This is a genomic window from Lysinibacillus canaveralius (assembly GCF_047301505.1).
Classification (GTDB): Bacteria; Bacillota; Bacilli; order Bacillales_A; family Planococcaceae; genus Lysinibacillus_B.
In genome coordinates this window covers 762,928-775,376 of record NZ_CP154840.1, presented here as the reverse complement: position 1 = coordinate 775,376, position 12,449 = coordinate 762,928, and the positions used below count along the sequence as shown (strand labels likewise).

The following is a 12,449-nucleotide window of genomic DNA, read 5'->3' as shown; positions in this document are numbered from 1 at the left end:
AACACCCTTCATCCTTTCTCCCTTACGTGAAACTTACTTTTCTGTTTCAGCGTATTTTTTCTTTTTCGCAATTCGTTCGCGCTCATTTTTATCTAGAATTTGCTTACGCAGACGAATTGATTCCGGCGTTACTTCTAAATATTCATCGTCACTTAAATATTCTAATGATTCTTCAAGCGTCATAATACGCGGCTTTTTAATAACGTTCGTTTGATCTTTATTAGCTGAACGAATATTTGTTTTTTGCTTCATTTTTGTGATGTTAACTGTAATATCGTTTTCACGTGTGTTCTCACCAACGATCATGCCTTCATAAACTTCTGTACCCGGCTCTACAAAGAGTGTACCACGGTCTTCGACACCCATCATACCGTAAGTTGTTGCTTTACCGTTCTCCATCGATACAAGAACACCTTGGTGACGTCCACCGACTTTACCAGGAACAACTGGTTGATAAGACTCAAACGTATGGTTAATAATACCGAAGCCTTTTGTTAAGGACATAAACTCTGTTGTATAGCCGATTAAACCGCGGGCTGGTACATTGAAGATAATACGTACTTGACCGTTGCCGTTATTAATCATATCCACCATTTCGCCTTTACGCATACCTAGTGATTCGATAATTGAACCAACGCTGTCTTCCGGTACGTCTACTTGCACACGTTCCACCGGCTCACATTTCACACCATCAACTTCTTTAATAATTACTTGTGGTTTCGATACTTGTAATTCAAAACCTTCACGGCGCATGTTTTCAATTAAAATGGATAAGTGAAGTTCACCGCGTCCTGAAACTGTCCAGGCATCCGGAGAATCAGTATCTTCTACACGTAAAGAAACATCCGTTTGTAATTGAGAACGCAGGCGCTCTTCAATTTTCGATGAAGTCACCCATTTCCCTTCACGGCCAGCAAACGGTGAATTGTTTACTAAGAACGTCATTTGTAATGTTGGTTCATCAATACGTAATGGCGTCAATGCTTCCTGATGCTCAATAGGACACACTGTTTCTCCTACGTTAATGTCTTCCATCCCGGAAACGGCGATTAAATCACCAGCTTTTGCCGTTTGGACTTCTTCACGCTTCAGACCGAAGAAACCGAAGATTTTTGTTACACGGAAGTTTTTCACCTTACCGTCCAGTTTCATTAATGCTACCTGCTGCCCAACAGAAATTGTTCCGCGGAACACACGGCCAATACCAATACGGCCAACAAAATCGTTATAGTCAAGTAATGCTACCTGGAATTGCAACGGCTCTTCTGAGTTATCTACTGGTGCAGGAATATGCTCGATAATTTGTTCGAATAAGCATTTCATATCTGCTTCCTGGTTTGCAGGATTTGGATCTAATGATGCTGTACCGTTTACCCCTGAAGCATATACAACCGGGAAATCAAGCTGATCATCGTTTGCATCCAGCTCAATTAGCAGCTCTAGTACTTCGTCCACTACTTCTTCAGGACGAGCTGAATCTTTATCTACTTTATTTACAACAACGATTGGTGTTAAATTTTGCTCTAGTGCTTTCTTTAACACGAAGCGTGTTTGCGGCATACAGCCTTCATAAGCGTCTACAACTAATAGAACGCCATCTACCATTTTTAGAATACGCTCTACTTCTCCACCGAAGTCTGCGTGTCCTGGTGTATCTAAAATATTAATGCGAGTACCGTTATAGTTAACCGCCGTATTTTTTGCTAAAATAGTAATACCACGCTCACGCTCAATATCATTTGAGTCCATTGCGCGTTCTTCTACTTGCTCATTCGAACGGAAAGTTCCAGATTGTTTTAATAATTGGTCTACTAGTGTCGTTTTACCATGGTCAACGTGCGCGATAATTGCGATGTTACGTAAATCTTGACGTAAATTTGTCATTATTCCACTCCATATTCTTTTTTCAGTTGTTTAACTGTGATATTATAGCACATGTAGGCGCAAATGTCTTTTCGGAAAATTGAGCATTATGTTTTCACATAAGATTTGATAGAGGAGGATTTCTCGTGAATAAAGCAAAAGTTGTTATGTTTATCTACTCATTAGCTGCCCTGTTATCAATGATAGGAATCGGCTTCTCAGTATCCCTTGTCTTTATGGCAGGAACAGATGAGTACGATACAGCGGGTATTATCGGCATTCTAGCTTGTATCATCGCTGTGTGTCTTATTTTTATGACCGGCATGAAACAAAAGAAAAAATTCATCGAAGCAGGCTTATTATAAGCTTTTCTCATAAAACAACCGCCCGGCATCTAACATGCAGGGCGGTATTTTTTATTTTTCTTCAATGTAATTGTCTAAAATTAATTGATGAATATGCGGATTAGCGATTAAAAAAGTATCCGAACCAACTAAATCGGGAGCTTGTCCATGTAAATTTGTTGCAATAGCTCCTACTTCTTTCGCAATAATAATCCCCCCGCCGATATCCCATGGCGCGAGTCGCATAGAAATATAAGCATCCAGCTTGCCGCTTACCACAAAGGCGATTTCCATAGCGGCTGAGCCGTAAGAGCGTGTTCCTCGCACGGTATTAATAAGATCAATCAACTTTTCATGATTAATTTTCGCATTTGGGGTTACCCAGCTTGCATTAATCCCAATCACTGCTTCATCTATCGTCAACGGCTGCAGCTTACGCAGTGGAGAATCATTGTACCAGGCACCTTCTCCGGCAATGGCGTAAAACAGGTCCCCCCGCATGACATCATATATGTAACCGAGTTTGCCGACTCCATCAATATAGATGCCAAGCGTAATCATGAAGTGGCGATGCTGCTTAACAAAATTCATCGTTCCGTCGATTGGGTCAATAATCCACACAACGCCCTCCATCGAATCTGGATGTTCTCCCATACCCTCTTCGCCGAGAATTTTATGTGAAGGATCGAATTTGTGAATTTGCTCGATGAAAAACAATTCCGTTTCGCGGTCAATATTTGTCACCAAATCATTGGGACTGGACTTCGTTTCTACTTCCACTTTCAAATCATATGAAAACGAGGCACAAATCCGCTTTCCCGCTTCAATGATTATTTCCTTCGCAAAGGTATCCAACTGCTTTAAATCCATAGTACAACCACCTTTCGCTTCCCGTTTCAATATGTAACATACATAACGCTGGATTCACATTATATAGTTAGTATAACAAAAATCACCTGCTGTCCGAACATTCAGCAAGTGATTTTTTACTTAGGTATAAAATTTTTATTACGCATATGCATGTAGACCTTCTAATTCTCCGTGAATTTCTTTTAATCGCTTTTTCGATTTTTCCATTTCGTCCTTGTTACTGTTCTTCATTGCTGCATATAAGGAAGCCAGCTCATAATCCAATTCTAATCGCAGGATTTGCTCGTATTGCTTTTCAATGTCAACTTTGCGTATAATTTTAACCATCTGTTTCATTCTCCATCACTTCCTTAGTATTTTTTTGAAAAAACCTTTGACTTTCTCTAAAGTTTTTGTTATAAGATTTTTTCCCAAAATCTTAACAAAATAAACATAAAATCGAAAGGAGTTACTAATTTTGAGTAATGTACAATGGAAAACTGAGGACTTTCATGTTTTCCTGATCAATGGATTAGACGAAAGAATGGAAGCACTGACGCAAATCGTCCGTCCGAAGTTTCAAACCCTAGGTGAATTCTTTTCAGCTTACTTCAGTGCAAATACAGGAGATGAGTTCTTTCCGCATGTTGCAAAGCATGCACGCAGAACCGTAAACCCTCCAAAAGATTCCTGGGTTGCCTTTGCTCCATACAAGCGTGGGTATAAAGCATTGCCTCATTTCCAGATTGGCCTATGGGAAAGCCATTTATTCATCGTTGTGGGAATTATTTATGAAGCGCCGCAGAAAGCAGAAATGGCTGATCGCCTGCTTCAGCATATAAATATTTTTGACCAATTGAGTGAAAATTTCGTCATTTCAGGAGACCATATGTCCCCTCTTGCCATTCCTTTAAGCGAAGCTCGTGATGAACAGCTTAAACAGCTGCTTGTGCGCGTCCGAGATGTGAAAAAAGGCGAATTTTTAGTCGGTCGCCATATTCCAGCGGAGGAAGCGATTAAGCTTTCTTCTGATGAGTTTATGCAATTGGCAGAAGAAACATTCGATGATTTGCTCCCAATTTACAATCTCATGGTGGGAAAATAGCTCTGTTAGTAACAGATGTGTGAAAGTTGCACATCTGTTATTTTTCACCCCTCTTTCATTGAAAATGATTATCACTTCCAATATAATTGAATTTATATTTCTTATACTACCAATTGAGGGGAGTTTTTAAACATATGATCGGTATTATCCATTATGCTTACGGCGCACCAACATCCATTGATGATATCGCTAGTTACTTCAGCCACATTCTTAGCGGAAAACCCGTACCTGGTCCTATGCTGAATAATATTGCAGCCTCCTTTAAGAAGCCTGGTTTCCCTGACTTCATTGCTTCTTCTACACAACGAATTGCACAAGGCTTAGAAATAGTGTTGAATGAGCGTCTAGAAGAACCCGTGAAAGTTTATAATGCTTACAAGCATACAGCGCCATTCATCAAAGATGCTGTTGAAAATGCTTTAGCTGATGGTGTGAATACGATTATAACGTTACCGATTAACCCTATTTCTTCACCCTCAGGTGGTGGTGCTGTACATAAAGAGGTAGCAGACTTGATTGCCGGTCAAGACCTTTTGCATATCCCAATAAGAGATTGGCATACGAATGAGGGAATCGTCCATGTTTATGCAGAACGCGTCAAACGTGCATACAAGTGGCTGCCGGTAGCTGCTCAGGAGAATGCGCATGTACTGTTTACGGTTCATAGCCAGCCGTTGGACCCAGAGCGTAATGCCATTTACGTAAAGCAATTTATAGAAATGGCGATAGCCATTGCTGACGCAGCAGGTATTCAAAATTTCCATACGACATACCGTTCATCTAGAGGAAAAGCCAACTGGCTGGAGCCTGATGTAAAGGATAAGATTCGAGAATTACATGCCGCAGGTGGTACAGGTTTTGTCACTTGCGAGCTACTTGCCCTCACTGCTGATGTAGAATCCTACTTTGAAATTGGGGAAGAGTGCCGGGAATTATGCGACGAGTTAGGTGTTCCCTTCGCTCTTTCAGAGTTCCCTGGCGACAGCTTTGACACAGTATATGCGCTCGCTGCCTTAGTGACAACGTACATTCAACCAGCCTAAATAAAAAAGTTGCAGAACCTCTTTTTTGGTTCTGCAACTTTTTTTTTATTTCTCGTTAACGGGTGATGAATTATAAGCGTATTATTTGTCCATCTGTTGATTCCTTGGCCATTTTCACCGCTTTATAGCTCACATAGCCGCTTGCTTGCTCAAATTGCCGGAAAATCGTTTTCTCCTCTGCCTGTGAGGGCACAACTTCTTTAAAACGGCGATACTTTGCCATGAATACTTCTCGTTTAATGCCTTTTTCATAAGCAGCTTCCACTGCTTCAAAGAATTGGACGACATCTACCATTTCCTGCGTAGTCCAATCCGTCGATAATGGGTATGAATATTCCATGCTGTTCCCTGCCTTTATCGGATATAGGGCAATCACGTCAGGCGCAGTTGCCATTTCTTCATTACTGCCCCCATTTTAAACGGATTTCTTCCGCTTGTACAACCATTCGCTCGATTAGCTCCGCTACAGTCGGAACATCGGAAATCATACCTGTTACCTGCCCAGCCCAGCCATACCCTTGAGAAGCGTCTCCATCATAAATATAACGCTTATTAGCCTTACCGCTGATATAGTCTTTCAGCGCCTCATAGGTTGGTGTTTCGCCTTCAATCTTAAGGATTTTTTCAGTAAAATCATTGCGTAGAGCGCGTGCCGGGGCGCCTAAAGACCGTTTGATCACTGTTGTATCATTTTCAGTACTCGCAAGCAGTGCTTCTTTATAAGCTTCAGATGCATGCACACATTCCTTCGTTGCAATGAAGCGCGTTCCCATCTCAATTCCTTCTGCTCCCAGTGCATGCGCTGCCATCCAGCCGCGTCCATCTCCAATACCACCTGATGCGATTACGGGAATGGAAACACTATCTACTACCTGCGGAACGAGTACCATTGTACCGATGTCATCTCTCCCTAAATGGCCTCCACCCTCTTGTCCAACAACCATAACAGCATCTGCCCCTAATTGTTCTGCCTTTTGTGCTTGACGACGCGCTGCAACTAACACCAGCTTTTTACAATCACTATCTTGTAAAATATCGAAAATAGGAGCCGGATTCCCTCCAGTCATTGTCACGACAGGAACATTCATCTCTTTCGCTATTTCGACCATTGGTTCGTATCCTTTGCCATGTTGTCCAATGGCAAAATTCACGCCAAACGGCTTGTCCGTGAGGGCCCTTACTTTTTCTATCTCCGCACGCAATGCTTCTGGCGAAGGCAGACTCATCGCCGTAATTTGACCAAGTCCTCCTGCATTTGATACGGCCGCTGCAAGATCGGCATAAGCCAAATAGGCAAGCCCTCCCTGGATAATTGGATACTCAATATTTAATAATTTTGTTATACGTGTTTCCCACTTCATAGATTTCCCTCCGTTTTCTTTGAAATATACGCTATTTATCGTTATAGTGAAATTTATAATTTTTTTATAGTCACACTGGTTAATAGGTGCTATAATTCTTTTGTTTTCAAATTTCAATTAAGCGAGGTGGTACCTGCGTTGTCACAGTTAGAGACTCCATTGTTCGACGTTTTACTTAAACACCGAAACAGACATCCTGTCCAGTTCCATATTCCCGGTCATAAAAAGGGCTCAGGTATGGACCCAGCGTTTCGAGAATTCGTCGGCGACAACGTTTTATCAATTGATTTAATTAATATTGCTCCACTAGATGATTTACACTCTCCAAAAGCGGCGATTAAAGAAGCGCAAAGCTTAGCTGCCGAGGCTTTTGGTGCTGATCATACATTCTTTTCCGTTCAAGGTACTAGTGGTGCAATCCAGACAATGATTCTGACAGTCGTTGGTCCGGGTGACAAAATTCTAGTACCACGGAATGTTCATAAATCGATTATGTCGGCTATTGTATTTGCGGGGGCTATTCCTATTTTCATTCACCCAGAAGTAGATCCAGAATTAGGTATTTCCCACGGCATCTCTCCAGAATCAGTAGAGAAAGCCTTACAAAAATATCCAGATGCAAAAGCAGTTTTAGTGATTAATCCGACTTACTTCGGCTTTGCAGCTGATTTGAAGAGAATTGTAGAAATCGTCCATTCACATGATATACCCGTCGTCGTGGATGAGGCTCATGGTGTACACATCAAATTTCATGATGAACTGCCTTTATCCGCCATGCAGGCCGGTGCAGATATGGCAGCTACAAGTGTGCATAAATTAGGAGGATCGATGACGGGGACATCGATTTTAAATGTCCGGGAAGGGCTAGTATCAGCTAAGCGCGCTCAGGCGTTCTTCTCCATGCTGACAACAACGTCCACATCCTATCCGCTGCTTGCCTCTCTTGACTGTGCACGACGCCAGTTGGCAATTAATGGACATGATTTGCTTGATGAAGCGATTCGTTTAGCGAAAGATACACGCAAGCGTATTAATGCAATCCCTCACTTGACATGTGTCGGCCGCGAAAAGCTGCATTCTTCAGCAACGTTTGACATGGATCCTTGCAAACTATTGATTAGTGTGAAGGATTTAGGCATTACGGGCCATGATGCGGAAGAGTGGCTGCGCCACAACGCCAATATTGAAGTCGAGCTATCCGACCTTTATAATATTTTGTGTTTAGTGACATTAGGCGATACTAAAAAGGAAATGAACATTCTCGTCAATGCCTTAATACGCATGTCGCAAGCATTCAATTCAGAAGCAAGTGTGACTGTTCCGAATGTAAAAGTTCCGGAAATTCCGGCTCTTGCTATGTCTCCACGTGATGCATTTTATGCAGAGACAGAAGTGATTCCGCTTTCTGAAGCACACGATCGCATTTCTGCAGAATTCATCATGGTATATCCTCCAGGTATCCCAATCTTCATCCCTGGCGAAGTCATTACCGAAGACAATATCAAATACATTCAAATGAACATTGAAGCTGGTCTTCCTGTACAGGGACCAGAAGATGCTACATTGCAAAATATCCGCGTCATTAAAGAACGACGCGCAATCTACTAAACTTGAGGGAGGTTTCCCTCAAGTTTTTTATATGATGAAAAGGGCAAAAATAGGACACATAAATGCGCCAAGTACTGCACTCAAACCCATCGATAATGAACCGATCGATAAAGCTTCCTCTCCATACTCTTTCAATTTCGAAATCCCTACACCGTGACTCGCACTACCCATTGCTACACCACGGCTGATCGCTGTATCAATATGGGCGATTTTATACAGTAATGGACCAAATATTGCACCCGTAAATCCTGCAACCATTACTAGCACCGCTGTAAGAGGAGGAATCCCTCCGACCGTCTCACTTACCTGCATAGCAACAGGCGTTGTTAAAGACTTGGGAAGAGCTGTTAAAATAAAGGAGTCGCTTGCTTGGAAAAGCTTTAAAAACACATAGATACTTATAAGACCGGAAAGCATAGAGACAATGAGGCCGGACAATATCGAGTATTTATATTTAAAAATCAATTCCCGCTGGTTATACAATGGATAGGCCAGTGCCACAACGGCCGGGCCAAGCATTTTTTGAATCCATTCTCCCCCTTCCATATATGTACTGTATGGAATCTTAAAAACAATTAATATAACAACAGTAATAAATGTAGTTGTCAGTAACGGAAGGAGAAAAGGATTATTAACCTTTACATAAAGCTTCTGGAGAAGAAGGAATAATAGTATCGTACTAACTATGATGATGAGTGCTAACATGTCCCGTCTCCTCCTTCATTGCCTGCTCCTTGCGCTCCATATATTGACTCAACTTTCCTGCTATAATAATTGTCACAACTGTACTTAAAAATACAGCAAGTACCAGTAATAAGCCAGAAACCGTTAACAGCTCTGGATAGTCTACTACCCCTACTGTCGCAGGGATAAAGAACAGCGTTAAAAAGGCGATCAAGAAACTAGCACCCTCTTGAATAAATTTGACATTTATTACATTCAACATCAACAGTCCCCATAATAAAACAAGACCAATGATACTTGGTGGAATGAAGATTCCCGTCCACTCTACAATTAATACACCAATGAAATAAAACAACCATAGAATACCTACTTGGGCAATAATACGTATGATTTTCATCTAGCAGCCCCCTCTCTATATGGTTTTCATTTTACGACTTAGGAAATTTCCTGTCTATTATTTCGAGATAATTACTGACAAAATTTCATCATAAAATACAAAAAAACTGCACAACATCTACTGATTGTTTCAGTAGCTAGACAGTCTTCTATATACACTTGCCACTATATAGTTGCCTTGCTTGGCTCTATGTTCCAGTAAAATGCATCTACTATCCAACATTTTGTAGAGGCAGCAGGATTTTGGTACCTGCATTATATTCTAAAATTTCTGTTCCATTAAAGACGTTCAACCAGTTTAAAGAACATCTTCCTGTAATTCCCTTCCTATGGATAGATTGATAATATAGACTATCAGGAAATCAGCCCTAACACATCCTATAACAATATGAGATATTTATATCAATATTGAACTTCTTACTTTTCTGCTTAACTTAATTATAACGAAATTTCCTGTGTTCTCCGCAGATTTTTTCTATGTAACCGTTTTATTCATTTATTTCATCATACCAATTATCCAAAAATATTAAATTTTCTAAAAACTAATTGATTTACCTATCCCTCGCTACTATAATCTTACTTATCAGAAAATAATAAAAATTTAGGGGAGTTTTTATGTTTACATTATTAGGAGCTATTATTTTATTGATTTTAGGTTATGTTGCGTATGGTAAATTCGTGGAGCGTGTCTTTATTGTGAATGATGCTACACCTACTCCTGCTTATACAAAAGCAGATAATATGGATTACGTGCCGATGCCAGCATGGAAGGGATGGGTTATCCAGCTATTAAATATCGCAGGGCTGGGTCCGATTTACGGTGCTATTTCTGGTGCTTTATACGGCCCTGTTGCGATGATATGGATTGTCCTTGGCTGTATTTTTGCTGGTGGAGTTCATGATTACTTCGCCGGGATGCTTTCTCTACGCCACGGCGGCGAGCAGTTTCCTTCACTCGTACAGCGCTATTTAGGAAAAGTTATGCGCGTTTTCACCGACTGTGTATCAGTCGTTTTGATGATTTTGGTTGCTGCAGCCTTTACCGCCGGGCCAGCTGCTGTTATCTCTGCAAAGACAGGTATTACATTCATGGTAGCGATTATTATTATCTTTGCTTATTTCTTCCTAGCAGCCATTTTACCGATTAATAAGATCATCGGACGTATCTATCCTATATTCGGGGCCGTATTGATGATCATGGCGGGAGCTGTATTGGTTTCTCTATTATTCTCAGATATCCGTGTACCAGAGCTTTCATTCTCTAACATGCATCCTGGGGAACTGCCGATTTGGCCAATGCTCATGATTACCATTTCATGCGGAGCAATTTCAGGGTTCCATTCCACACAGAGTCCAATCATTTCCCGTACATTGAAAAAGGAAACAGAAGGACGAATGGTATTTTACGGTGCCATGATCGGGGAGGGCATCATCGCCCTTATCTGGTGTGCAGCTGGCATGAGCTTCTATGGCGGCACTGAATCACTGGCTTCTGCCGTTACAGCAATCGGCGCAGGCGGTGTAGTAGACGAAATTTCCATTGCCCTTCTTGGAACATTTGGCAGTATTTTAGCCATTCTTGGCATTATCATTCTGCCAATTACAACTGGGGATACATCCTTGCGTTCAGCACGTATGATTGTCCTTGATTTCCTCGGTTCTCGTATCGGGAAGAACAGCAAGGCACCGGCAGTTATAGCGACAATCGCCGTGACACTGCCTGCATTCTATCTATCTACGATTGACTATCAGTTTTTATGGCGCTATGTAGGAATGTCCAACCAAATGGTAGCTGCAGTCATGCTATGGGTTGCAACCTCCTATCTATTAAAGGAAGGGAAATTCCACTGGATTGCCGGCCTTCCTGCCTTATTTATGACATCCGTTGTTTTCGTCTACTTGATGGTAGCACCGGAAGGTTTCGGACTGGCATATGATACATCCATCATCATCGGCCTATCATTAACGATTATTGTGGGGCTTATGTATGTATATCAAATCTTCCGCTACAAGGCATTTAATAACCCAGTATTTTTAAAGGAAAACTAACAAAAAGGCTCGTACGTTTTGTACGAGCCTTTCTTTTATAGTGCCTCTCCTGAACCGCCATCAATGTTAATAGCTGTTCCCGATACATACGATGCTGCATCGGACGCCAAAAAGGTAATCACATTTGCCGCTTCTTCCGTATCTCCAATACGCCCCAAAGGAATTGACTGGCCTACCTGCTCGGAATATTCCTGCCAGGATAAATCAGGTGCCTGCGACTTCCATCGTTTTTCAATCTGATCACTTCGAATAAGCCCAATACATACAGTATTTACCCGTATATTATATTGACCTAAATCCTTACTCATTGCCTTTGTCAGAGCAAGTCCTGCTGCGCGGCTTACTGTAGTAGGCAGCGAATTAGCCGGTGGTGTCTTTGCCAGTACAGCTGTCACATTGACAATAGAACCTCCTCCTGATTTTTTCATATAAGGAACTGCATACTTGGCACAATGAACAGCACCAAATAATTTCAAGTCAAGATCAGCCTGCCATAGCTCCGTAGCTACCTGTTCAAAAGAATTAGCAGAAGAAGTCCCTGCATTATTCACCAAAATATCGATTCTGCCAAATTTAGCTGCTGCCTTTTCAATAATATCTCTGCAATCCTGCTCCTTCATAATATCAGCAGGAACAACCAATACATCTGCTCCCGTCAGCTGCTTGATACTCGCTGCTGCTACTTCCAAGTGCTTTTCACCACGCGCACAAATAACGACATGGGCCCCTTCTTTCGCGAGCTGCAGCGCCGTACAAAAGCCAATCCCCTTGCTTGCTCCTGTAACGATCGCTACTTTTCCTTGTAATTGTAGATCCATCCCCTATTCCCCCTTTTGCTGATGTACTTTTATTATACCGTGAAGATTTTTGGAAATGAATCACCAGCCCCGTGAAATTTCCCTTACCACTTCTTCTCTTCTAAGCTACAAAAAATCTCCCGCAGTTTTTCCATCTCTAAAAACCTACCGCTCTATGTATTCAACAGAAGCGATAAAATTAAACCCGCCTGCTGATTTGATAATCTGCTGGTAGCCCAAATAACAAATGAGCATCTTCGCGTTATAGGTTAGTTAAAGAGATTTCCCGCTCGATTACCGGAATGATACTTTCTTTGTAGGAATAGCCCTGAAGGGGGCCCACAATGTTC

The 12,449-nt window shown here is 41.6% G+C and carries 13 protein-coding genes; 5 read left to right on the top strand and 8 right to left on the bottom strand.

Features of this window, described 5'->3' with window-relative positions; translation table 11 throughout:
* Nucleotides 1-33: 33 nt before the first annotated feature.
* A complete protein-coding gene (gene typA / locus AA0Y26_RS03795) occupies nucleotides 34-1,884 on the bottom strand; it encodes a translational GTPase TypA (RefSeq protein ID WP_413365255.1) in 1,851 nt (616 codons plus the stop codon).
* Between the two features lie 125 nt (nucleotides 1,885-2,009).
* Here typA and AA0Y26_RS03790 point away from each other — a divergent pair, with 125 nt between their 5' ends.
* Nucleotides 2,010-2,228, top strand: coding sequence for a hypothetical protein (locus tag AA0Y26_RS03790; RefSeq protein ID WP_413365253.1), 219 nt, complete (start codon nucleotides 2,010-2,012; stop codon nucleotides 2,226-2,228).
* A 51-nt stretch (nucleotides 2,229-2,279) separates the two neighbouring features.
* Here AA0Y26_RS03790 and AA0Y26_RS03785 read toward each other — a convergent pair whose 3' ends face one another.
* Both AA0Y26_RS03785 and AA0Y26_RS03780 read right to left on the bottom strand, forming a co-directional pair.
* Nucleotides 2,280-3,077: an inositol monophosphatase family protein gene (locus AA0Y26_RS03785; protein WP_413365251.1), complete on the bottom strand. Its 798-nt coding sequence runs from the start codon at nucleotides 3,075-3,077 to the stop codon at nucleotides 2,280-2,282.
* Between the two features lie 138 nt (nucleotides 3,078-3,215).
* The gene (locus AA0Y26_RS03780; protein WP_413365250.1) at nucleotides 3,216-3,413 is read right to left on the bottom strand and encodes a hypothetical protein; all 198 of its coding nucleotides are present in this window, start codon (nucleotides 3,411-3,413) and stop codon (nucleotides 3,216-3,218) included.
* Between the two features lie 121 nt (nucleotides 3,414-3,534).
* Here AA0Y26_RS03780 and AA0Y26_RS03775 point away from each other — a divergent pair, with 121 nt between their 5' ends.
* Both AA0Y26_RS03775 and AA0Y26_RS03770 read left to right on the top strand, forming a co-directional pair.
* Nucleotides 3,535-4,161, top strand: coding sequence for a YktB family protein (locus AA0Y26_RS03775; RefSeq protein ID WP_413365248.1), 627 nt, complete (start codon nucleotides 3,535-3,537; stop codon nucleotides 4,159-4,161).
* 134 nt (nucleotides 4,162-4,295) lie between these two features.
* Nucleotides 4,296-5,204, top strand: a complete 909-nt coding sequence (locus AA0Y26_RS03770; RefSeq protein WP_413365246.1) for a ferrochelatase — start codon at nucleotides 4,296-4,298, stop codon at nucleotides 5,202-5,204.
* A gap of 70 nt (nucleotides 5,205-5,274) precedes the next feature.
* Here the strand turns inward: AA0Y26_RS03770 and AA0Y26_RS03765 are convergent, their stop codons facing one another.
* Together AA0Y26_RS03765 and AA0Y26_RS03760 are read right to left on the bottom strand one after the other, a co-directional pair.
* The gene (locus AA0Y26_RS03765) at nucleotides 5,275-5,544 is read right to left on the bottom strand and encodes a UPF0223 family protein (RefSeq protein WP_413368033.1); all 270 of its coding nucleotides are present in this window, start codon (nucleotides 5,542-5,544) and stop codon (nucleotides 5,275-5,277) included.
* A gap of 61 nt (nucleotides 5,545-5,605) precedes the next feature.
* Nucleotides 5,606-6,565 carry an NAD(P)H-dependent flavin oxidoreductase gene (locus tag AA0Y26_RS03760; RefSeq protein ID WP_413365245.1) on the bottom strand — a complete coding sequence of 320 codons (960 nt, stop codon included), beginning with the start codon at nucleotides 6,563-6,565 and terminating at the stop codon, nucleotides 5,606-5,608.
* A gap of 138 nt (nucleotides 6,566-6,703) precedes the next feature.
* Between AA0Y26_RS03760 and AA0Y26_RS03755 the strand changes: the two genes are divergently transcribed.
* Entirely contained in the window at nucleotides 6,704-8,173 is a 1,470-nt protein-coding gene (locus AA0Y26_RS03755) for an aminotransferase class I/II-fold pyridoxal phosphate-dependent enzyme (RefSeq protein WP_413365243.1), read from the top strand.
* 27 nt (nucleotides 8,174-8,200) lie between these two features.
* On the opposite strand, the gene AA0Y26_RS03750 is transcribed toward AA0Y26_RS03755, so the two are convergent.
* Entirely contained in the window at nucleotides 8,201-8,878 is a 678-nt protein-coding gene (locus AA0Y26_RS03750; protein WP_413365241.1) for an LrgB family protein, read from the bottom strand.
* The gene (locus AA0Y26_RS03745; protein ID WP_413365240.1) at nucleotides 8,853-9,254 is read right to left on the bottom strand and encodes a CidA/LrgA family protein; all 402 of its coding nucleotides are present in this window, start codon (nucleotides 9,252-9,254) and stop codon (nucleotides 8,853-8,855) included. Before AA0Y26_RS03745 ends, AA0Y26_RS03750 begins: the two co-directional genes overlap by 26 nt.
* Nucleotides 9,255-9,868: 614 nt before the next feature.
* Here AA0Y26_RS03745 and AA0Y26_RS03740 point away from each other — a divergent pair.
* The gene (locus AA0Y26_RS03740) at nucleotides 9,869-11,302 is read left to right on the top strand and encodes a carbon starvation protein A (protein WP_413365238.1); all 1,434 of its coding nucleotides are present in this window, start codon (nucleotides 9,869-9,871) and stop codon (nucleotides 11,300-11,302) included.
* Nucleotides 11,303-11,337: 35 nt separating this feature from the next.
* On the opposite strand, the gene AA0Y26_RS03735 is transcribed toward AA0Y26_RS03740, so the two are convergent.
* Nucleotides 11,338-12,120 (bottom strand): SDR family NAD(P)-dependent oxidoreductase, encoded by a 783-nt coding sequence (locus AA0Y26_RS03735; RefSeq protein WP_413365236.1) that lies wholly within the window; start codon nucleotides 12,118-12,120, stop codon nucleotides 11,338-11,340.
* Nucleotides 12,121-12,449 lie beyond the last annotated feature (329 nt).

Excerpts from the sequence above, each read along its gene's own strand:
- typA (WP_413365255.1), bottom strand. The coding sequence starts at position 1,884 with ATGACAAATTTACGTCAAGATTTACGTAACATCGCAATTATCGCGCAC.
- AA0Y26_RS03785 (WP_413365251.1), bottom strand. The coding sequence starts at position 3,077 with ATGGATTTAAAGCAGTTGGATACCTTTGCGAAGGAAATAATCATTGAA.
- AA0Y26_RS03780 (WP_413365250.1), bottom strand. The coding sequence starts at position 3,413 with ATGAAACAGATGGTTAAAATTATACGCAAAGTTGACATTGAAAAGCAA.
- AA0Y26_RS03770 (WP_413365246.1), top strand. The coding sequence starts at position 4,296 with ATGATCGGTATTATCCATTATGCTTACGGCGCACCAACATCCATTGAT.
- AA0Y26_RS03765 (WP_413368033.1), bottom strand. The coding sequence starts at position 5,544 with ATGGAATATTCATACCCATTATCGACGGATTGGACTACGCAGGAAATG.
- AA0Y26_RS03760 (WP_413365245.1), bottom strand. The coding sequence starts at position 6,565 with ATGAAGTGGGAAACACGTATAACAAAATTATTAAATATTGAGTATCCA.
- AA0Y26_RS03750 (WP_413365241.1), bottom strand. The coding sequence starts at position 8,878 with ATGTTAGCACTCATCATCATAGTTAGTACGATACTATTATTCCTTCTT.
- AA0Y26_RS03745 (WP_413365240.1), bottom strand. The coding sequence starts at position 9,254 with ATGAAAATCATACGTATTATTGCCCAAGTAGGTATTCTATGGTTGTTT.
- AA0Y26_RS03740 (WP_413365238.1), top strand. The coding sequence starts at position 9,869 with ATGTTTACATTATTAGGAGCTATTATTTTATTGATTTTAGGTTATGTT.
- AA0Y26_RS03735 (WP_413365236.1), bottom strand. The coding sequence starts at position 12,120 with ATGGATCTACAATTACAAGGAAAAGTAGCGATCGTTACAGGAGCAAGC.